This window comes from Sporosarcina gallistercoris (assembly GCF_050459885.1).
Taxonomy (GTDB): domain Bacteria; phylum Bacillota; class Bacilli; order Bacillales_A; family Planococcaceae; genus Sporosarcina; species Sporosarcina gallistercoris_A.
Map to the genome: position 1 here is coordinate 24,489 of NZ_JBCMNO010000014.1, position 21,157 is coordinate 45,645.

The window sequence follows — 21,157 nt, forward strand, 5'->3', positions numbered from 1 at the left end:
GTTCGGAACTTCAGAGGAGAGTGGAGTGATTGGGTTGGTGACTATTGCGATGACGAGTACCGCCCATTGGATGACTAACGTAAGTGCACTGTCTGTTATCGGATGTTTGTATTTTATCCTCACCTTCTTCCAACACATTAAAATGGAGGACGAACGGCTTGCGCAGCAATCGAAAATTGCAGCTGTCGTCTGTCTTGCGATCGCTTTGCTCATCCAAGCAATCTAGGGGACCTGCTTGTTTTCGAAGATGAATAGGTCACCCGATCTTTTTCACACATCGCCTCACTATGAATACACTGTCATAGAGAACGCGAACTGGAGGAGATGGATTGAAGAATAAGAATTGGGCGGAACCGAATCCATATTGGGCAAATCATTGGCAACATCCTCAATATCGTGTGATTTCCATCGAAGAGGCCATGATGATTGCCATGCAGCAAGTGCCAGGTCATGTAGTGAAAGCGGAGTTGGAATACGACCAGGGAGCTGTCGTCTACGAAATCGATATCCGTACTCATGATGGACAAAAGTACGAAGTGAAAGTGGATGCAAATACGGGGAATGTGTTGAGAGTGAAACTGGATTGATGACAAGTAGTGAAATAGCCGTCTACAGGTTTTGTTACCTGTAGACGGCTATTTTTCACTTGAAATTTCTATTCGGCATGGTCGTGGAAATGGAATCAGTTCAACTTGAAAGAACCCATTAAAACCTTTTAAAAATATACTTTCGAAAAATACTAAAATAATGTTGTAATGGGATGAAACATGATGTAAAGTATTAGAAAATATAGAATAGTAGGAGAGTGATGATGTGCCAGCTGAAAGATTAGTAGACGTGGTACGGGGTGGGTACGTAGAGAGCGGCCATACCGGACACATTGCAGTGGTCGATTCGAATGGGAAGTTGCTTTTCAGTTGCGGAGATCCGAAACGCCATACATTTGCACGATCTTCCATGAAACCGCTTCAAGCCATTCCACTTATTGAAACCGGAGCTGCAGATCATTACAACATGCAAGCTGCCGACATTTCACTTGCATGCGCTTCCCACAATGGGGAAGACCAGCATACGATCAGAGTGCAAGATATTCTGCATCGGCTGGAACTTGAAGTGGACGATCTGAAATGTGGCACGCATCCTCCTAGATGGGCTCCTGCATATGAAAACGTTATCAAAACGAATACGCCGATTACTCCTGTCTACAATAACTGTTCAGGTAAACATAGTGGGATGCTGACTACTGCCAAGCATATGAATGAGTCGACAGATGACTATTACCGGATTGAGCATCCGGTCCAGCAACGGATTCTTGAAGTGATCAGTGATTTGTCGGAAGTTCCTATCGACGAGATTGAAATCGGAATTGATGGGTGTGGGGTTCCTGTTCACGGAATTCCACTTGACCGTTTGGCACTTAGCTTTGCCAAAATGGCTAGCCCGGAGAACTTTCCTGAGAAGAGGAAACAAGCGATCGAAACGGTGACTTCTTCGATGATGGCTGCGCCTGAAATGGTGGGTGGTACGCAACGTTTCTGCACCGACTTCATGAACGTGATGGACGGTCGGATGTTTGGAAAAGCGGGAGCGGAAGGTGTGTATTGCATCGGGGACCTTGAAACAGGATTAGGCATTGCGGTCAAGATTGAAGACGGGAACGGCAGGGCAGTCTATCCGGCTGCTGTCGAAGTCCTCAAGCAGTTGGAGCTGCTGACGGATGCCCAATTGGAACAGCTGTCTTCCTATCATGAGCCTGCTCTGAAAAACGCGCGCGATGAACTAATCGGTCATTTGAAACCCGTATTTTCGATGAAAAATGCGTCATGCATTTTATCATAAACGAGTTTAACAAAAAGGGGAGAAGAAGATGAAGAAGACCTATGGTTGGCTTTCAGCACTTGTGTTCGTCATGTTGCTTGTGTTAGCAGGATGCAGCGACTCTGGAACGAAAGAAGGAGCTGCTGAAAAAGAAGGCGATGGGAAAAAGGCTACAAAAGAAGGGAAAGACTTAGTCATTGCGGTCGCGGACAACTTTACCACTCTGGATCCACATGATACGAATGATACACTTTCCAACTCTGCTGAAAAAACAATGATGGAAGGTCTTCTAGGATTCGATGAGAAAATGACGGTTGTTCCGTTGCTTGCTGAAAAATATGAAACGAATGAGGAAGCAACAGAGTTTACGTTCAAACTCCGTGAAAATGTGAAATTCCATGATGGCACTCCGTTCAATGCTGAGGCCGTAAAAGTGAACTTCGACCGTCTGGCTGATCCGGACAGCGGCCTAAAACGGCACAGCCTGTTCTCGCTTATCAAGTCGACGGAAGTACTGAGTGATTACGAAGTGAAATTCACGTTGTCTGAACCATTCGGAGCGATGATCAATACATTCGCGCACCCGGCAGCTCTTATCCATAGTCCTAAAGCGCTCGAAGAGTTCGGTGACGAAGTCGGTAAAAATCCTGTCGGTACAGGACCATTCAAGTTTGTTGAGTGGAAACCTAGTGAAGGATTGAAAATTGTTAAGAACGATGATTACTGGAACAAAGGATTCCCGAAAGTGGATTCCATCACATTTAAACCGGTATCGGAAAACGGATCGCGTATCGCTATGCTGCAAACAGGTGAAGCGGATTTCATCTACCCTGTACCTACAGAGCAAGTGGAAGGCGTAGATGGTAAAAATGGAATTGAAGTGGACAGTAAACCATCCATTGTTGTCCGCTATATGGCGATGAACACAATGAAAGCGCCATACAATGATGTGAAAGTGCGTCAAGCGCTGAATTATGCCATCAATAAAGATGCGTTCATCAAGGTCGTGATGAATGGGCAGGGAGAGAAATTGGATTCGGTGATTGCGCCTGACGTCCAGTTCTATTCCCAGCAGGAACTTTATGAATTCAACCTTGAAAAAGCGAAAGAACTATTGAAGGAAGCTGGAGTCAAGGAAGGGATGAAAGCGAAACTATGGGGCGGAAATAGTTCAAGTACAGTGAAAGCGATGGAATTCCTGCAGCAGCAGCTTGCAGCGGTAGGAATTGAAGTGGAAGTGGTACCGATGGAATCGGGGACATTGTCCGATAAAATCTGGTCAGTACAAAATGCCGAGGATGCTGAACTTGAGCTGTATTACGGCGGATGGTCACCATCCACTGGAGATGCAGACTGGGGTATCCGCCCATTGCTAGGCGGTACAGATGCATTCCCGCCAAAATCGTATAACGTATCTTACTACAATAGTGAAGAAGCGAACAAATTGATCAGTGCAGGGTTGCAAACTGCGGACGAAGGCAAACGTGCAGAAGCGTATGCAGAGGTTCAAAAAGTCCTTTGGGAGGATGCGCCATGGGTATTCTTATCTGCTGACAACACGTTGGCTGGAAAGAAAAACTATCTGAAAGGTGTTTATCTATTGCCTGATGGTTCGTTGAGTGTTGCTGAAGCTGAAATCGAGTAAGAGATGGATACAGGGGCGCTTACTTTAAAAGCGCTCCTTCTTTATCTAAAGGGGGCTTATGAATGTTACGATTTCTCGGAAAACGATTGCTGCAGGTCATACCGATTCTCATATTGGTTTCGATTTTCATTTTTCTATTTGTACATATGATACCTGGGGATCCTGCAAGACTTGTGGCGGGTGAAGACGCAACGATTGAAGATGTGGAACTTGTCCGTAAAGAGCTGGGTCTCGATAAACCGATTACCGAACAGTATATTACGTACATGAAAAACCTGTTTCAAGGGGATTTTGGGAAGTCGTTGAAGACCAATCGGGATGTTAGTTATGAGATTGGGGAACGCTTCATGCCAACGTTCTGGCTGACAGTATGGAGTATGTCTTGGGCGGTGGTCGCTGGATTGATCATCGGGGTGATATCTGCGACTAAAAGGAATAAATGGCAAGATTATTTAGGGATGTTCGGAGCCGTTTCAGGACTGTCTCTCCCCTCCTTCTGGCTGGGACTTATGCTCATTCAACTATTTGCAGTGACTTTGGGCTGGTTGCCAAGCGGGGGGATGGAATCCTGGAAAAGCTACATTTTGCCGGCATTCACATTGGGTACAGGAGTAGCTGCTGTTGTTGCCCGTTTCACAAGATCTTCTCTGATGGATGTATTGAAAGAGGATTATATCCGAACGGGTCGCTCGAAAGGGTTGAACGAACGAAAAATTACCTGGGGGCATGGGTTGCGGAATGCATTGATTCCTGTCGTCACGATGACGGGCTTGCAGTTCGGATTTCTGTTGGGCGGATCGGTCGTCATTGAATCGGTGTTCAGTTGGCCGGGATTAGGTAAGCTATTAATCGATTCGGTCGCGTATCGGGACTATCCAGTCATTCAAGCTGAAATGCTCATTTTCGCACTGGAATTCATCCTCATTAACTTAGTCGTCGACTTACTCTATGGAATCTTGAATCCGCAAATTCGTTATGAATAGGAGGGTACTTTGTGGTAGAAATCAAGTTATCAAATAAAGAAGCCTACTATCAGCAGACTTTGGAGAACTTCCCATCCAAAACACCATTTTCCGAGTTTTGGAGGAAATTCAAAAAGCAGAAGCTCGCATTGGTCGCATTTTTCTTTGTAACAGCGCTCATTTTGCTGGCATTTATAGGCCCATTCATCACTCCATATGATATTACGGAACCTGATTATGAAAACGTATTATCCGGTCCGTCAGCGCAGCACTGGGCAGGAACAGATGCCTACGGCCGGGATATCTTTAGTCGGGTGCTCGCTGGAACCCAGATATCTCTCGCTGTAGGATTGACATCCGTTTTGCTTGGAGCAATCGGTGGAACATTCCTCGGGATTGTTGCAGGGTACTATGGCAAACGAATCGACTCCATCATTATGCGAATTTGCGATGTACTGCTTGCATTTCCCGGGATTTTGCTGGCAATCGGAATTATCGCCATTCTCGGGCCAGGACTAGGAAACGTCATTATTGCAGTGGCGATTTTCAGTGTTCCGATGTTTGCGCGAATTGTACGGAGTTCCACACTTGCTGTGAAGTCCACCCTCTATATTGAAGCGACGAAATCCATCGGCACAAGACCGAGACGTATCATTTGGAAGCACATTTTTCCTGGGACGGTTTCCAGTATCATCGTCTATTTCACGATGCGGATCGGTTCAGCCATTTTAACCGCTGCAAGTTTGAGTTTCCTCGGACTTGGTGCACAGCCACCATCGCCGGAATGGGGCGCGATGTTGAGTGGCGGTCGTGATTATTTGAATATTGCTCCCCACGTTACGATATTTCCGGGGATTGCGATTTTTGTAACAGTACTAGCATTCAACTTGCTTGGAGATGGACTGAGAGACGCACTGGATCCGAAGATTAAAGAGTAATTGTTTTATGGAAGGAGGAACACAGAATGGAAGAGAAGGTTCTTCAAGTGAAGAATTTGCAGACCCACTTTACAAGCGATTCCGGGGTTGTCAAAGCGGTGGACGGCGTATCGTTTGAAGTGGGAAAAGGTGAGACATTAGGCATTGTGGGGGAATCCGGAAGCGGAAAGAGTGTGACTTCGCTCTCCATCATGAGACTGTTGAAAGACACCCCGGGGGAAATTGCAGGCGGTGAAATTCTTTATGAAGGCCGGGATTTGACCAAGATCAGCGAACGTGAAATGAGGAAGATACGCGGCAACGAAATCGCCATGATTTTTCAGGAGCCGATGACATCATTGAACCCTGTCTATAAAATTGGACGGCAATTGGAAGAATCGATCATTCTGCATATGAAGGTCTCGAAAAAGGCGGCACGGGAACGTTCCATTCAAATGTTGAATGCAGTCGGGATTTCAAGACCGGAAAAGATCGTCTTTGAATTTCCCCATCAGCTTTCTGGCGGAATGAGACAGCGCGTGATGATTGCCATGGCGATGGCGTGCAATCCAAAAGTACTGATTGCAGACGAACCGACGACAGCATTGGATGTAACCATTCAGGCTCAGATTCTTGAGTTGATGAAAAGCCTGACGACTACGACGGATACCGCGATATTACTGATCACCCATGACTTAGGTGTGGTCGCTGAAATGTGTGACCGCGTTGTGGTCATGTATGGAGGCAGAGCAGTTGAAGAAAGCGATGTTGTGTCTATTTTCACGAATCCTAAACACCCTTACACCCAAGGTCTACTGGAATCCATCCCTAAAATCGGAGACCGGGTCGATCGGCTTTCATCGATTCCAGGAAATGTGCCGATTCCAGCGCATATGCCGCTTGGCTGCAAGTTTGCACCCAGATGTCCTCATGCAATGGATATCTGTTGGGAAAAGGAACCTGCATTTGATAAGTTAACCGATAATCATTCCGTACGCTGCTGGCTGCATGAGGAGGTGCCGACAGATGAACCAAACTTTGTTGGAAGTTCAAAACATTAAAAAGTATTTCCCTCTACCTTCTAAACTGTTCAGTAAAAAGAAGGAATTCGTCAAAGCGGTGGACGGTGTTTCGTTTACAGTGAACAAAGGGGAAACATTGAGTATTGTTGGGGAAAGCGGATGCGGAAAGTCGACAACAGGCAGAATGATTATGAAATTACTCGATATAACTGAAGGGAAAGTGCTTTTTGAAGGGCAGGACATTACGGATATGACGGATGATCAGATCCGTCCGCTTCGAAAAGAATTTCAGATGGTGTTCCAAGACCCATATGCGTCTCTGAATCCTAGGTTAACGATTAAAGAGACCCTGGAAGAGCCTCTCATCGTGCACAATGTGAATAAGTCGAACCGCAGTCAGCGGGTAACGGAACTTCTTGAAGTGGTGGGTCTCAACAAATACCATGCTGACCGGTATCCCCATGAATTCAGCGGAGGACAGCGCCAACGTATCGGGATTGCAAGAGCCCTTGCAGTGAATCCTAAACTCATTATTGCTGATGAGCCTGTTTCCGCATTGGATGTGTCCATTCAATCGCAAGTGTTGAATTTGCTGAAGGATCTGCAAGAGGAATTCGGGTTGACTTATGTATTCATCGCCCACGATTTAAGTGTCGTTGAGCACATTTCCGATCGGGTGGGCGTGATGTATTTAGGAAGACTTGTCGAACTGGCTACGCGTGACGAACTATTTGGAAGACCGTTGCATCCATATACGAAAGCCTTATTGAGCGCAGTTCCGATACCTGATCCTACGGTGAAGCGTGAACGGATCATTTTGAAAGGCGATATACCAAGTCCGGCAAATCCGCCTTCAGGATGCACGTTCCATACGCGCTGTCCATTTGCGCAGGAAACGTGTAAAATTCAAGTGCCGGAATTCCGCGAACTGGAAACCGGTCATTACGTGGCGTGCCACTATGCTGAGGAGCTTGAGATTACTTAACATGAAAAAACTTCATATCATCTCGATTCAAAAAGAATATTTGAACATCGTCGCCTATCAGCTATTTGATATTTTTGGTGATCAAGTGAAGTTATATCCGATTACTTTACAGGAACTGACAATGGAAACGGTAGCTGATGGGGATTTGGTGCTGCTATCGAAGGAGGTGTTGAGGGGAATCACTGCTTCTTTCATTCCTTCCTCGTGTACGATCCTGGTGGCAAATCGCGAAGTGAATATTGCTGCAACAGAAAAACTATCATCGCTCTCCAAAGACCAGCGTATATTAATTATCAACGATACGGTCGAGCATGCAGTTGAAACAGCCAGCTCTTTAAAAAAAATCTATTACGAACACCACTATAGAACCTACAATCCGATGAATGCGGTTCCTACGGATATTGACTGGATTGTCACACCTGGGGAGAGGGAATTGGTTCCGGCAGCTTTCAAGAATGTTATCGACATTGGTCCACGGACGCTGGATTTTTTGACCATCCAACAAGTCGAGTCTGCGCTGAACACGTCCATTTCTGAAATCGTTCTGATGAACCGGTACTTCAAATCACAAGTGACCGTGGCGATGAAACAGAAGTCCGCATCCAATGAGAACGAGCCGGTGCCGGCCCGTGACCATAGAGTGACTGTTGAAAATCAGAAAGAACCTTTCTTTACACTTAACTCGAGTGACATCGAGGCGATTAAGAATAAAATTGAAACCCATGGATTCCTAGATGAAAGTCTAGTGATTCTCTCTATATATAAAGAAGGTAAAGAATCGTATGAGCTGTTAGGCAGGGCGAAAGTCAAGGAACGTCTCGCTGTCAAAGGAATCACATTATCAGATCAGCAATTACGTCTACGCCTGGAGATTATGCAGGATGAACAGCTGATCCATGCTCGGATAGGACGAGGAGGAACCCGTATTTCAGAAAAAGGGGAAGCAGTTCTGGAGTATTTCATGAGCACAAAAGAATAAGAGGCGGTGGGTCATGAAGATTTACATTTCCGCAGATATTGAGGGAGTGGCCGGAGTCGTGCATGCCGAGCATACGCTGCGCGATGGGAAAGAGCACGACTATGCCCGTAAACTGATGACCGATGAAGTGAATGCATGCATCCGCGGGGCACTGGAAGCAGGTGCAGATGAAATTGTAGTCAATGATTCTCACGGAACGATGCGTAACATTTATCCTGATCAGTTACATAGTGAAGCAAGGTTGCTAATGGGATCGCCTAAAAAGCTTGCCATGATGGAAGGGATCACATCTGAGTATGATGCTGCACTTTTCGTGGGCTATCATACAAGAGCGGGAACCAATGGCGTTCTGAATCATACTTTCAGCGGCAAAGTCATTCGAACGATCCGGGTCAATTCAGTCGAGATGGGGGAATTCGGATTAAACGCCTTAGTTGCCGGTTCTTATGATGTACCAACAGTTTTTGTGTCCGGCTGTGATTTACTGGCGGAAGAAGCCAAGGCTGTCATTCCGGAAATTGAGACGGTCATTGTGAAAGAAACGATTTCGCGAACAGCAGCATTGAATCTCAGTCCATCGGAGGCCAAAGCGCGGATTCAGCAAGGAACTAAGCGATCATTAGAAAATGTTAGCAGTCGAACTCCGTTTGTGATGGATGGACCCTTTGCAGTCGAAATAGAATTTTTGAATACCGCATATGCGGATGCGGTGGAAATCTTGCCTATATATGAACGGAGTCATCCGCTAACGGTAAGTTTTACAAACGACGATTGGTTGCATTGTTACCGCCTCATTCGGGGTGCCATCATGATTGCTAATTCAGTTCAGTGAAAAACTGAAGGGGAAGGGGACTTGCAAGTGAAACCGTTAATCGGAATTACATGCCATCATAATTTTGAGTATCAATATGTACTGAATCATTCGTATGTCCAATCCGTAACCGAAGCTGGCGGGATTCCGCTATTGCTTGCTATGGGATTGCAGAATGATGTTGGCGCTCTGGTAGAGCGTTTGGACGGTCTCTTGCTGTCAGGTGGGTTCGACATCGATCCGTTATTTTATGATGAGGAACCCATCAAAGAACTTGGAGAGATTTCACCGGGCAGGGACGATTACGAGATGGAGATGGTGCGAGCCTTCCTTCAAGCGGATAAACCCGTTTTAGGGATATGCCGCGGTCACCAAGTCTTGAATGTCGCTCAAGGCGGCACCATGTATCAAGACATTCATGCACAAATGGATGGCCACGTCCTCCAGCATGTACAGAATGCGAGAAGGGATCACGTGTCCCATCGCGTAAAGCTGTTGGAGAACTCCAAGATATCCACTATTTTTGGCGCAACGAACATCCTTGTGAATTCCTTTCACCACCAAGCGGTAAAAGAAGTCTGTGATGGGTTTACTGTGTGCGGTACAGCAAGCGATGGTGTGATTGAAGCGATCGAGAGTGAGAGACATAAGTTTGTTGTAGGCGTTCAATGGCACCCGGAAAACACAGCCTGTGCTGGAGATTCTCCTTCTGAACGATTGTTCAAGGCATTCGTAAAAGCGTGCCTTTAGAGTAGGTATTATGGAACAAGATATTAAATCATTAACGGGTTGTTACAATATGTATGCATATCTGCGAACAAAAAGGAAGCCGACTCCGAGTGGAGCGGCTTCCTTTTTTGCTGAAAATCTTTTGTGATTAGTTCAGATTGGAAGGATTTTTCTTTTTATTGACCCAATATAAGATCCCTTCAATCGCAAGAACAACTAGCAAAGAGATTCCGAACAGGGGCATGAGGACGCCCAAAATCACCATAAGCACGATAAACCCAATGGAAATGCCGCTCGTTGTTTTAGGCGGAGCCGATAGGTTTCCTTTCCGCTTTCTCGATAACCACATGTTGAAACCGTAGAAAATCAGAAACAAGAATGCAAGACAGACGGCTAAGTTGATGAGTTTGTTCGGCCATCCGAACAAATGGCCTTCATGCAAGGGGATACCCCAAGTGAACCATTTTGCTAAAATCCCATAATCGTCATACCCGACTTTGGATATCAAATCTCCGCTGTACTGATCGAAATAAGAAGTCATCTCTTCAGAAGGGCTTACATCCAACCCTGTGACCCCAGTGTTACTTGCTTTGGATACCGTGAAAACGCCATCTTCAGAAAACGGATAGACGATGGAGTACGGTTTTGAAATTCCGGCATCCCTTACTTTCCACAACAGTTTTTCAACTAGAATTCCATCATTCCCCATATCCATACCAGGCATTTTCCCATTGCCGCCGTGATTTGCATGCGGATCCGGTTTATCGGATTCAGGTGCTTCCTCTTTACGAGTTGCCCATGGTATTTCGCTCATATCGGAAGTTGGCGGTTGCTGCTGAAGCAATGGTGTGCCGATGGAAGGGTGTTCCTGTGATGCCGTGTAGATGAAGTTCCCCATAAATGCTGACCAAGGCAGACCCGTGAATATGAGGATGATCATCGGAATCGTAATAATTGTCCCAATAAGTGCATGAATTCTTTTCAGCTTTAAGCGACGTGTCGATTTCTTAGGCTTTTTGAGGGCTTGACTTTTAAATGTCATATAAAGTCCGGAAAATAATAAGAAGATCGCCCAGCATGCCGCTAACTCCACTAAGTAGTTCACAACGGTTCCGCCCACAAAGAGGGAACTATGGACGTTCCTCATAATGTTCGCGAACGTATACTTGGGATTTTGTGATCCGACGATTTCGTTATGTTCATCTAAAAAAACATACTTCTCTTCGCCAGATTCGGATGCTAACGTAAGTCTTGTATTATACGGTTCATCCATGATCATGATTTTGGACACTTCAAAACCTTTATTCTGATGCTTCGCAAGGGAAATCCCCTCATCGATTGTCAGCTGGTACGTCTCTTCGCTGTTGCCGAAGAAAAGATCTTTGTATGCGACATTTTCAACATTATTAAAAAACAAGTACCCGATTCCACTAAGTGTCAGCGTAATCAGAAGCGGTGCCATGAACAATGCCCCGAAGAAATGCCATCTCCAAAATCGATTGTACGTGCCTTTATTCATCTAATATCCTCCTCTTTCTCGATATCATTTAGTAGCTAACGTAACCATTCATTAGTTGGATCACAATTTTGGGTATGTATAGTAGATTGTCCAAAAAAGGGTGAGAGAAAACAAATGATGGTATCTGCAATAGACACTAGAAGTTTATAACATGTAATTGTGAACTCTGGATGAACAGCTCTGCAATTTCAGAAAACTGAAATCTCAGATATCATCCAATATTTGTCTGGACTTTATTTTTAAAATCATTATGATTGAAGTAATGGAAATTGATTACAATAACAGGAGTTACAAATTAGATTGATCTTGCAAGAGAAAGAGGGGATTTGCTTGACTGGATTTTTCGAGGGGTTTTTAACCGGTATAGGAATGTATACCAAGTCACCATTATTTTATTTGTTGATTGTTTTATTGGTTTTGCGTGTATTGTATCGAGTTAAACGTCCAGCTATTCGAGGAGTTTTTGGCGAGTGGAGGGTGAATCGGCGACTTGCGAAGCTGGGGGATGAATATCGTATTTTTGCAGATATGTATGTGCCTGATGGAAAGGATGGGTACACACAAATCGATCATATCGTGACTTCGCCATACGGGATTTTCGTCATTGAGACGAAGCACTATAGCGGGTGGATTTTTGGTAGGGAGCGTCAGAAAAACTGGACACAAGTGATTTATAAACGTAAAGAGAAAATGTACAACCCAATCTGGCAGAACTTCGGTCACATCCAGTGTTTGAAAACTTACTTAGAAATTGAAGAACTGGAGATGCATTCGATTATCGCGTTTTCAAGCGATGCCAAGCTTAAATTCAAAGAGCCATTTGAAACGGCACATGTGATCAATGTGAACGAGTTGAAAAAGGTCATAAACAGATATGTGGATATCGTTTTGAGTGAAACAGAACTGAGGGATATCAATAAGTCACTTGAACAACTGAGCTTCACAGATAAAAAACAGAAACGTAGAGTAAAGGCAGCGCATTTGAAATCTGTGAAAAGTAAACAATCCGGGCAGAAACCTGATCGTCCTCACCTATCAAAAGTTGAGTTTAAACCGAATAAGAGTGCGAGCAAAAAAATAGAATCCGTTGTGGAGTTGAATCCCTCGATCCATACAGGACCTCAAGTGGGTTCCCTCGGATATTGCCCTCGATGTACTCATGAACTCGTTCAACGTAATGGGAAGTTTGGGGAATTTGTAGGATGCAGTGCTTTTCCGAAGTGTCGTTATACATTGAAAAAGGAAGCGTGAAAAATAGGATTGCCTATGAGGCAAGGGTTCCTCATTCTTCGTGTCATACATATTGGTTGTAATGGGTAGAGAAACTCGCAGCTATTTGCTGTTTTTGTAAGGCCAGGTTTTTCACGACGGAATACGCCCATTTCAAGGAAAGAAGGAATGATGATGAGTAATAATTGCTCGATTGTGCTCCGGGAATTGATCGAGGAAGACAAATGCATTCTTGCGAGATGGTTGTCCAATCCGCAAGTTCTTCAATATTATGAAGGACGAGACAATCCTTTTTCTGTAACGAAAGTGGAAGCTGCCTTTTTTGATGAAAATCCGGAGGAAACCAGATGCATCATCCTCCATGAGGACCAACCGATTGGGTATAGTCAATTTTACGAAATTGGCGAAGAGGAACGAAAGATTTATGGCTATAGTGATTCAAAAGAAGTCATTTTCGGGATGGATCAATTCATTGGCGAGACTGAGTACTGGAATAGAGGAATCGGAACCCGGGTTGTCAACATAATAATTGAGCGGCTCGTTCAGGAAAAACAAGCAAGTCGAATCGTGCTGGATCCCCAAACGTGGAATGAGCGGGCAATTCGTTGTTATGAGAATTGTGGGTTTCAGAAAGTGAAATTGCTACCTGAACGGGAGTGGCACGAAGGTGAATTTAGGGATTGCTGGCTGATGGAGTATGTGGTTGCGAAATCCTGAAATTATCAGCAACGCTCATACTCCTCCGTAATCGAAATCAGGGAGAAGCGTCATAGTATTCCATATAACCAATGTATAAGTGGATAGGTCACGTAACTCTCTTCCCTGTCGGAAGCGGAGTGATGATTGTTCAGGGGGATCAACTTGTGTTGCAGCGGCCAATACTGTAACTCTTCTTTCAATGTTTCAACTATCATTCTCAAGGGCACAAGAATAAGAAACACGAGTAAAGGATGACACGTATGGACATCTATACGATTGGACACTATTCGCACACACAAGAAGAATTCATCGATCTCCTGAAACAAGCCGGAATTGAAAGACTCGTTGATGTACGGGCGTTCCCAGGCAGTCGGAAGTTCCCTTGGTTTGCGAAAGACAGAATGGCTGAATGGTTACCTGAAGCACGGATTGATTATGAACATATCGAAGAACTTGGCGGCAGACGACAGCCATCGCAACTTGTCTCCCCCTTGCTAAATGAGGGCTGGCAAAATCAGTCCTTTCATAACTATGCGGATTATACATTATCGAACTGTTTCAAAGAAGGTGTGAAGAGGCTGACTGAAATCGCTTCTGAAAAACGCACAGCGTATTGCTGTTCAGAACGGCACCCTGCACGTTGTCATCGATTGATCATCAGCAATTGGCTCGCCGTGCATGATTGGGAGGTTCTCCATATTGTCCCGAAAAGTGACGGTACATGCGAGGTGGTTCCACATGAACTTGGCAAGTGGGGGGCGATGCCGATTATCGAAGAGGATGGTACTGTGGTATATCCCGGATTGACACAATAAGAATGGGTCTTTGCAAACAGCCTTCTAAACTGAGAGGCTGTTTTTTGTATGTAAGAATACCCAATTCAAACATTCTGAAAATAGAACTGTTTACTCATCTGAAAATGGCGAATACTGCCACAAAGACGCATAGTAGGTTGCCAATGGCAATGGTACGCTTAAATCGATATCAGTATTCCATCTGAAGATGAAAATATGTCTGCGGACGGAATCATTCCAATGAGGAGTGTGAGGCAATGCACGGTCGAACGGGAAAGAAATGGTTGAATTCACTGATGGCAACAACGCTGGTCGCGGGATTGGCGACACCGGCAGTACCGGTTCACGCGGCAGAGGCGACTGCTGTAATAGCGAAGGATTTACTGATTTCCGAGTACGTTGAAGGGACTAGCTTCAATAAGGCGATTGAGCTATACAATGGCACGGGCGCTGCAATTGACTTAGGTGGATATTCTATTGAACTGTATGCAAATGGTGCAGTGGCCCCAACGAACAAACTCCAGCTCGAAGGAACGCTTGAAGATGGACAAACCTTTGTCATCGTTCATAACCAAGCGGGTCCTGAATTGAAAGCGAAAGCGGACTTGGAAGTTGGAAGTGTTACCAATTTTAACGGGGACGATGCCATTGTATTGAAAAAAGGGGAAGCTCCGATTGACTCCTTTGGACAAACGGGCGTCAGAGACGCTAGCTGGGGCACCGACGTGACACTTGTCCGCAATGCCGCGGTAACTAAAGGAGACGCTATTATCGATGACGCATTTGACCGGACGAAAGAGTGGACGGTGTATCCGAAAGATACGTTTTCGAATTTAGGTATGCATAAATTGGACGGCTCCGATTCGACAGACCCGGAAGAGCCTGAAACACCAGCAGACGTTGTGTCCATTAAAGACGCACGTGCATTGCCAGCTGGAGCGAACGCAACGGTGAAAGGAATTGTCACTGCGAAACTGAAAAACACAATTTCGATACAAGACGAAACTGGCGGCATCGCACTGCGTCCAACGAGTTTAGCAGCAAACGTTGGAGATGAAGTGACCGTGACAGGCAAGCTTGTCGACTATCGGGGACTCTTGCAATTGGACGGAGCGACACTCGTTGAAAAAGTTACAGCAACAGAGCCTAATGCAAAACGGGTGACAGGGGCGGCGATCGGGGAAGAGGTTGAATCCCAGCTTGTCACAGTGAATAATGTAACACTATCCGATAAACAAGCAGGACCCGGCTGGGCAAACTTCATTGCCACAGATGGAACTGAATTCACGGTTCGGGATGAAAACGACAGTCTTGGATTGCAGGCAGGCATGACATATGACTCCATCACAGGCATCGTTCAGCAATTTGACGATGTCTACCAAGTGATTCCACGGGGATCCAAGGATATTGTAGAAGATGCTTCAGTCGTGCAGCCTGTTTCTGCGAATCCGGGGAGTGGGACGTTCGTTGATAGCGTGGAGGTAATCTTGACGTCTGGAACCGTCGATGCAGAAATTTTATATACACTCGACGGAACGGATCCGATCGAGAATGGCGCAACCTATGCAACTCCATTGAAAATCACGGATACCGTTCAGTTGAAAGCAGTTGCGAAAACGGACGATGGACGGTTAAGCGCTGTTCAAACGTTCGACTATACGATCACGGATGCTCTGCAGATCCACGACATCCAAGGCGCAGGTCATGAGTCACCATTTGCGAACCAAGTGGTTGACGGCGTGCAAGGGATTGTGACATACAAATACGAATTGCAAGGATCCACGTATTATCATATCCAATCACCCGATAACAAGCGGGATGGTGATTTGAAAACGTCTGAGGCTATTGTGTTGTATAGTGGACGCGATGCATGGAATTTACAGAAGGGCGATTTCGTCTCTGTCACTGGACAAGTGAGTGAGTACGCGATCGATGGCTTCTCCGACCGTCAAGAGACGGACCTGAAAACGACGCAAATCAACGTCCGTGAAGATCGCGGCGGTGTCGTGACCGTTATAGATCGCAATGTTGCACTTCCTGCACCGTTCGTTATAGATGAATCCAATCTGCCTAAAGAACAAATTCTCAGTGAAGGGTTAAAAGAATTCGATCCAGCAAAATATGCAGGCGATTTCTGGGAAAGCCGTGAAGCGATGCTGGTGCAAGTGGGCAATGTGAAAGCTGTCGCTCCTCAGCAGAACGGGGATCTTGCAACGGTATTGGAAACGCGTAAGACAGAAACGAAAAACGGCGGCATCTTGTTGAAGAAAGACGCTCCGAATGCAGATCTCGTGCAATTCCGTATGGAACCAAATGGCCCAGTACGCGATTTCGAAGTGGCTACAGGGGATCTGTTCAAAGGACCGACAGTCGGAGTTGTCGGGTATTCCTACCAGAACTACAAGATTTACGTGGGGTTAGATGATATGAAATCGAAGTTTGTAAAAGGCAAAGCGGTACCTGAAACGACAACGATTGTGAAGGATAACGAAAAATTAGCGATTGCGTCGTACAACCTGGAGAACTTCTCTAACAATACAAAGACGACTTCTGCGGATAAAGCGAAGAAACTGGCACGTGCTTTCGCGGTGGATATGCAAAGTCCTGATATTGTTGGAGTGACTGAAGTTCAAGACAATAATGGCCCGGACGCAGGCGGTCCTGAAGCCAATCAAAGTTACGAACGCCTGATTCAAGCGATTGTAGATGCTGGCGGTGTGAAGTATGAGTATGTCAATATTGATCCTGTGAATAACCAAGATGGTGGACAACCGAATGCAAATATCCGAGTTGGCTTCCTGTATAACCCCGAGCGTGTTTCATTGAAGACAGGCGCGCCGCATGGAGATGCTGTCACAGCAGTCGGGTATGAGAATGGAAGGTTGACGGTCAATCCAGGTCGGATCGAACCTCAAAACGAAGCATTCAAGAGCAGTCGAAAGCCGCTGGCGGCCGAGTTCACATTCCAAGGTGAAGACGTCATTGTCATTGCCAACCATTGGAATTCCAAAGGTGGGGACACGCCATTGTTCGGTTCAGTCCAGCCGCCTGTGTATAAAAGTGAAATCCAACGTAAACAGATTGCGCAACTTGTGTATAACTTCATTGATGATGTGAAGACGAAAAACCCGGATGCGAATATTGTATCGCTTGGCGATTTTAATGACTTCCAGTTTACAGATGCGTTGAAGATCCACGAAGGGGAACGGATGACGAACCTAGTGAATAAAGTCGAAGAATCGGATCGTTATTCGTATGTATATCAAGGGAATTCGCAAGTGCTTGACCATGTACTCGTATCGAACAATTTAGCAGATGCTGCTGAAATCGACATGCTGCATGTGAATGCTGATTATACGGATATGGCGGGCAGAGCAAGTGACCACGATCCGGTTCTTGTCCAGCTGGCGTTGAAGACGAAGAGTGATCCGGATGGATTCGAGTGGGAAAATGTACCGGTTACCAAGTACTTCGTCTTTGTTAACAATAAAAAGCCGAATATCGTCATTGAGGATGCAGGCATTTCAGTTACCGTGGATTCTAAATCCAATTTCGGGAAGGGTCTTACATTGAGAGGTCAGTATGCTGAATTGTCCGGATTGGGCTTCCTGAAAAATAAATTGATTCTTGAGCCATCTGAAAAAGGATTGACGGTGGATACGAGAAAGGCCGTCCAAAGCAGTGTGACGATCCAAGGATCGAACCCTGTCCGAATTTATGGAGCTGAAAATATCTTGAAGATCAAATACAAGGGTGGAGCAAGCGAAGAGACGGTTGAGTTGTATGACAGCAACGCCACTCCGCTGAACAGTTCAAGTTTGGAGTATGAAGAAGCGAGCTAAATAGGTTTTAATGGGGGACGGCGCCTGAGGGCGTCGTCCTTTTTGGGTTGTTGATCAGATGGGATGAGTTGTCCGACACTCGGTGGGGATTCTCCATCACCCCGGGAAATTTGCCCGACATCTAGAGAGCTTTCTCCGACACCTAGCGGAATTTCTCGATAACGGGAGACAATTCACGCGAGTTAAGGAATTAATTGGTAGCGCTTCGCTTGTTGAGGGAGGGCTACCACATAAAAAAATCTGATTCGCAAGTTGTCCGACAGCTCTAGTTGATTGTCCGACACTCGGTGGGGATTCTCCATCACCTCGGGAAATTTGCCCGACACCTATCGGGTTTTCTCCGACCCCTAGCGGAATTTATCGATAACGGGAGACAATTCACGTGAGTTAAGGAATTAATTGGTAGCGCTTCGCTTGTTGAGGGAGGGCTACCACATTCAAAATCTGCTTCGCAAGTTGTCCGACAGCTCTAGTTGATTGACCGACACTCGGTGGGAATTCTCCATCACCTCGGGAAGTTTGCCCGACATCTAGAGAGATTTCTCCGACTCTTAGCGGAATTTCTCGATAACCGGACACAATTCAACACACAAAAAAGCAGCCTCTCAAGTCAAATAGAGGCCGGATGTACCAAAAAGTCAAGAAGGAGTTAAGAGACTATGTTGACCGGCCTTCAAACCATCATTTGTCCGTTCACTTCTTTTCCCTACATGAAAAGAACGTAAAGCGTTGCAAAAGTTGAATTCAGCAACAATAGACATTGGAACAATCAGACGACTATGGTAAGTTAGAGTAGTAAGAAAACAATGGGTGAAAGGGAGATGTTAATGTCATTGCTTAAAAGAATGGGCTTTAGTATTCTAGTCGTTTTGCTGACCCTTGGCAGTTTAGTCATACCTCAAGGAGCAAGCGCTGCTAAGTCAGATGAGGCAACTAGAGGCGAATTTGTACAACAAGTCGTAACAGCACTAAATTTACCTACTAATGATGGGTCCTCACTCACATTCAAAGATGTGGACAAGCAGCTGGCTCCATATGTGGAAGCTGCCGTGAAAGCCGGTCTGGTCCATGGCCGTACTTCAACAAAGTTCGACACAAATGGTTCACTTACTCGTGAACAGGCATTTGTAATTGCAGCACGCGCTGCAAAAACAGACAAAAAGTATCCGATGTCCCTCCTTGACCGATTTAAGGACAAACGTGACTTCGGTGCTTCGCTGCGTCCTGAAATGGCGAAAAGCATCGGTTTAGGCCTGATGAAAGGATATTCAGACCATACAGCAAAACCGAAAAAAGCAGTGATGAAAAATGAGATGCGCGCAATTGTAAACCGTTTAGTGAAAGTAAGTCAACAATACCCAGGGACTGACGAAGCGACTGTGTCCCTTCGTGTAATGGGAACTTCAGATCTTCACATGAACCTCGTGAACTATGACTACTATCAGGATATGAAGGTAGAAGATTACGGACTTGCGAAAGTGGGTGTGTTGGTTGAGGAGGCACGTGCGGAATCGAAAAACACGCTCATGTTCGACAATGGGGATTTAATCCAAGGAACGCCACTCGGTACATATAAAGTGAGTGTGGATCCATTGAAACAGGGTGAAGTCCACCCTGCATTTGCTGCCATGCAAGCACTTGGCTATGATGCAATGACTCTTGGGAACCACGAGTTCAATTACGGATTGGAATACCTGGACCAAGTGATCGATCAGTCTGGTGTCCCTGTTCTAAATGCCAACGTATACGATGCGAAAACAGGTAAAAACCGCTATAATCCGTACATTGTCATGGATAAGGAGGTAACTGATTCCAAAGGTGCGAAACACACCTTGAAAGTCGGTGTGATCGGAATTGTTGCACCTGGAATTTTGCGCTGGGATGGCGCGCTTCTTGAAGGAAAGGTCACTGTAGAAGATGCAGTAGATTCAGTTGAGAAATTCTTGCCGGAAGTCCAGAAGGCAGGAGCTGACGTCGTATTCGTCCTCTCTCACTCAGGTATGGGTGATGCAGTCCATGAAAAAGGCGAAGATGACGTAACTTGGCAGATTTCTGAAATTGACGGCATCGACGGCGTCCTCACAGGACACAACCATGGAGTATTCCCTGGTGATTTCACTGACGTGAAAAATGCGGATCAGTCACAAGGGACAGTGAATGGAACTCCTGTCGTGATGCCTGGCAAGTTCGGAACGCACCTAGGATTGCTCGATTATGAATTGAAAATGGAAAATGGTAAGTGGAAAGTCATTTCTGGAAAAGGCTCACTCCGTGCAGTCCATAAAGATTCGGAAGCTATCAACCAAAGTGTCATGGATGCAGTGAAGGAAGCCCATGAAGGAACTCTGAACTATATCCGTACACCGGTTTCTAAAACCACCGCACCGATCACAAGCTACTTTGCACTTGTCAAAGATGATCCTTCGATTCAAATCGTGACAGAAGCACAAAAACGTTATGTAGCAACTCAGCTGCCTGGTACAGAGTATGCAGATCTGCCTATCCTGTCAGTAGGAGCACCGTTTAAAGCAGGCGGAAGATACGGTTCCGATTATTATACAGATATTCCTTCTGGAGACATTGCCATAAAAAACATGGCAGATCTATATGTATTCGACAACACCATTACGGGACTCGTCATGACAGGAGCCGATGTGAAGGAATGGCTTGAGATGTCTGGCGGTCAGTTCAACCAGATCGATCCTAAAAAGACCGGAGAACAGAATGTGTTGAACGAAAACTACCGATCTTACTTGTTTGACGTGATTGACGGAGTCACATATGAATATGATGTGACGCAGCCAAACAAATATGACGGTGCAGGTAAAGTTGTAAACGAAGGCGCAAACCGCGTGAAAAATCTCATGTTTGACGGTCAGCCGATTGATCCGAAACAGAAGTTCGTTGTAGTGACGAACAACTATCGTGCAAGTGGGGACTTCCCGGGGGTTCGTAACGCGACAGATACGCTTTCGTACCAATACGAAAACCGTGAAGCGATTGTTGACTACATGAAAGCGGTAGATCCGATCGACCCTTCTGCAGACGGAAACTGGTCCATTCAATCCATCAGTGGAGCAAACATGATATTTGAAACATCAGAAAAAGGGAAACAGCATCTTGGTAATGATAGCCGCATTCAGTATGTCGGACCAACAAAAGATGGGTATGCGAAGTATGAATTGAAATAACAAGACAGTCAAAA

At 45.6% G+C, this 21,157-nt stretch carries 18 protein-coding genes; 16 read left to right on the forward strand and 2 right to left on the reverse strand.

The genetic code is table 11. From position 1 onward, the window contains the following. The first annotated feature begins 25 nt into the window (after positions 1 to 25). The 11 genes from ABE021_RS09270 (at position 26) to ABE021_RS09320 (ending at position 9,889) form a co-directional block, all read left to right on the forward strand. The gene (locus ABE021_RS09270; protein ID WP_430288224.1) at positions 26 to 226 is read left to right on the forward strand and encodes a hypothetical protein; all 201 of its coding nucleotides are present in this window, start codon (positions 26 to 28) and stop codon (positions 224 to 226) included. A gap of 103 nt (positions 227 to 329) precedes the next feature. Then, positions 330 to 587, forward strand: a complete 258-nt coding sequence (locus ABE021_RS09275) for a PepSY domain-containing protein (protein WP_430288225.1) — start codon at positions 330 to 332, stop codon at positions 585 to 587. Between the two features lie 226 nt (positions 588 to 813). Continuing rightward, positions 814 to 1,839 carry an asparaginase gene (locus ABE021_RS09280; RefSeq protein WP_430288226.1) on the forward strand — a complete coding sequence of 342 codons (1,026 nt, stop codon included), beginning with the start codon at positions 814 to 816 and terminating at the stop codon, positions 1,837 to 1,839. A gap of 28 nt (positions 1,840 to 1,867) precedes the next feature. Further along, positions 1,868 to 3,463, forward strand: a complete 1,596-nt coding sequence (locus tag ABE021_RS09285; RefSeq protein ID WP_430288228.1) for a glutathione ABC transporter substrate-binding protein — start codon at positions 1,868 to 1,870, stop codon at positions 3,461 to 3,463. A 62-nt stretch (positions 3,464 to 3,525) separates the two neighbouring features. Continuing rightward, positions 3,526 to 4,446 carry a glutathione ABC transporter permease GsiC gene (gsiC, locus tag ABE021_RS09290; RefSeq protein ID WP_430288229.1) on the forward strand — a complete coding sequence of 307 codons (921 nt, stop codon included), beginning with the start codon at positions 3,526 to 3,528 and terminating at the stop codon, positions 4,444 to 4,446. Between the two features lie 20 nt (positions 4,447 to 4,466). Then, positions 4,467 to 5,363 (forward strand): ABC transporter permease subunit, encoded by an 897-nt coding sequence (locus ABE021_RS09295; RefSeq protein WP_430288361.1) that lies wholly within the window; start codon positions 4,467 to 4,469, stop codon positions 5,361 to 5,363. A gap of 26 nt (positions 5,364 to 5,389) precedes the next feature. Then, entirely contained in the window at positions 5,390 to 6,403 is a 1,014-nt protein-coding gene (locus ABE021_RS09300) for an ABC transporter ATP-binding protein (protein WP_430288231.1), read from the forward strand. Beyond that, a complete protein-coding gene (locus ABE021_RS09305) occupies positions 6,369 to 7,349 on the forward strand; it encodes an ABC transporter ATP-binding protein (protein WP_430288232.1) in 981 nt (326 codons plus the stop codon). The genes ABE021_RS09300 and ABE021_RS09305 overlap by 35 nt, the downstream gene beginning before the upstream one ends. Before the next feature lies 1 nt (position 7,350). Beyond that, complete coding sequence (locus tag ABE021_RS09310) at positions 7,351 to 8,328, forward strand: winged-helix domain-containing protein (protein WP_430288233.1); 978 nt, start codon at positions 7,351 to 7,353, stop codon at positions 8,326 to 8,328. A gap of 13 nt (positions 8,329 to 8,341) precedes the next feature. Continuing rightward, positions 8,342 to 9,160: a M55 family metallopeptidase gene (locus ABE021_RS09315; RefSeq protein ID WP_430288234.1), complete on the forward strand. Its 819-nt coding sequence runs from the start codon at positions 8,342 to 8,344 to the stop codon at positions 9,158 to 9,160. A gap of 27 nt (positions 9,161 to 9,187) precedes the next feature. Then, on the forward strand, positions 9,188 to 9,889 hold the full coding sequence (locus ABE021_RS09320; RefSeq protein ID WP_430288235.1) for a gamma-glutamyl-gamma-aminobutyrate hydrolase family protein: 702 nt from the start codon (positions 9,188 to 9,190) through the stop codon (positions 9,887 to 9,889). A 127-nt stretch (positions 9,890 to 10,016) separates the two neighbouring features. On the opposite strand, the gene ABE021_RS09325 is transcribed toward ABE021_RS09320, so the two are convergent. Continuing rightward, positions 10,017 to 11,387 (reverse strand): PepSY-associated TM helix domain-containing protein, encoded by a 1,371-nt coding sequence (locus ABE021_RS09325; RefSeq protein ID WP_430288236.1) that lies wholly within the window; start codon positions 11,385 to 11,387, stop codon positions 10,017 to 10,019. A 330-nt stretch (positions 11,388 to 11,717) separates the two neighbouring features. Here ABE021_RS09325 and ABE021_RS09330 point away from each other — a divergent pair, with 330 nt between their 5' ends. The 4 genes from ABE021_RS09330 to ABE021_RS09345 all read left to right on the forward strand — a co-directional run bounded on the left by ABE021_RS09330 (position 11,718) and on the right by ABE021_RS09345 (position 17,952). Continuing rightward, the gene (locus tag ABE021_RS09330) at positions 11,718 to 12,638 is read left to right on the forward strand and encodes an NERD domain-containing protein (RefSeq protein WP_430288237.1); all 921 of its coding nucleotides are present in this window, start codon (positions 11,718 to 11,720) and stop codon (positions 12,636 to 12,638) included. Between the two features lie 153 nt (positions 12,639 to 12,791). Further along, the gene (locus ABE021_RS09335; RefSeq protein ID WP_430288238.1) at positions 12,792 to 13,334 is read left to right on the forward strand and encodes a GNAT family N-acetyltransferase; all 543 of its coding nucleotides are present in this window, start codon (positions 12,792 to 12,794) and stop codon (positions 13,332 to 13,334) included. A gap of 242 nt (positions 13,335 to 13,576) precedes the next feature. Next, the gene (locus ABE021_RS09340) at positions 13,577 to 14,131 is read left to right on the forward strand and encodes a DUF488 family protein (protein ID WP_430288240.1); all 555 of its coding nucleotides are present in this window, start codon (positions 13,577 to 13,579) and stop codon (positions 14,129 to 14,131) included. Positions 14,132 to 14,367: 236 nt separating this feature from the next. Beyond that, positions 14,368 to 17,952 carry a lamin tail domain-containing protein gene (locus ABE021_RS09345; RefSeq protein ID WP_430288241.1) on the forward strand — a complete coding sequence of 1,195 codons (3,585 nt, stop codon included), beginning with the start codon at positions 14,368 to 14,370 and terminating at the stop codon, positions 17,950 to 17,952. A gap of 387 nt (positions 17,953 to 18,339) precedes the next feature. Here ABE021_RS09345 and ABE021_RS09350 read toward each other — a convergent pair whose 3' ends face one another. Next, the gene (locus ABE021_RS09350) at positions 18,340 to 18,531 is read right to left on the reverse strand and encodes a hypothetical protein (protein WP_430288242.1); all 192 of its coding nucleotides are present in this window, start codon (positions 18,529 to 18,531) and stop codon (positions 18,340 to 18,342) included. Positions 18,532 to 18,779: 248 nt separating this feature from the next. Here ABE021_RS09350 and ABE021_RS09355 point away from each other — a divergent pair, with 248 nt between their 5' ends. Further along, positions 18,780 to 21,143, forward strand: a complete 2,364-nt coding sequence (locus ABE021_RS09355; RefSeq protein ID WP_430288244.1) for a bifunctional 2',3'-cyclic-nucleotide 2'-phosphodiesterase/3'-nucleotidase — start codon at positions 18,780 to 18,782, stop codon at positions 21,141 to 21,143. Positions 21,144 to 21,157: the final 14 nt, after the last annotated feature.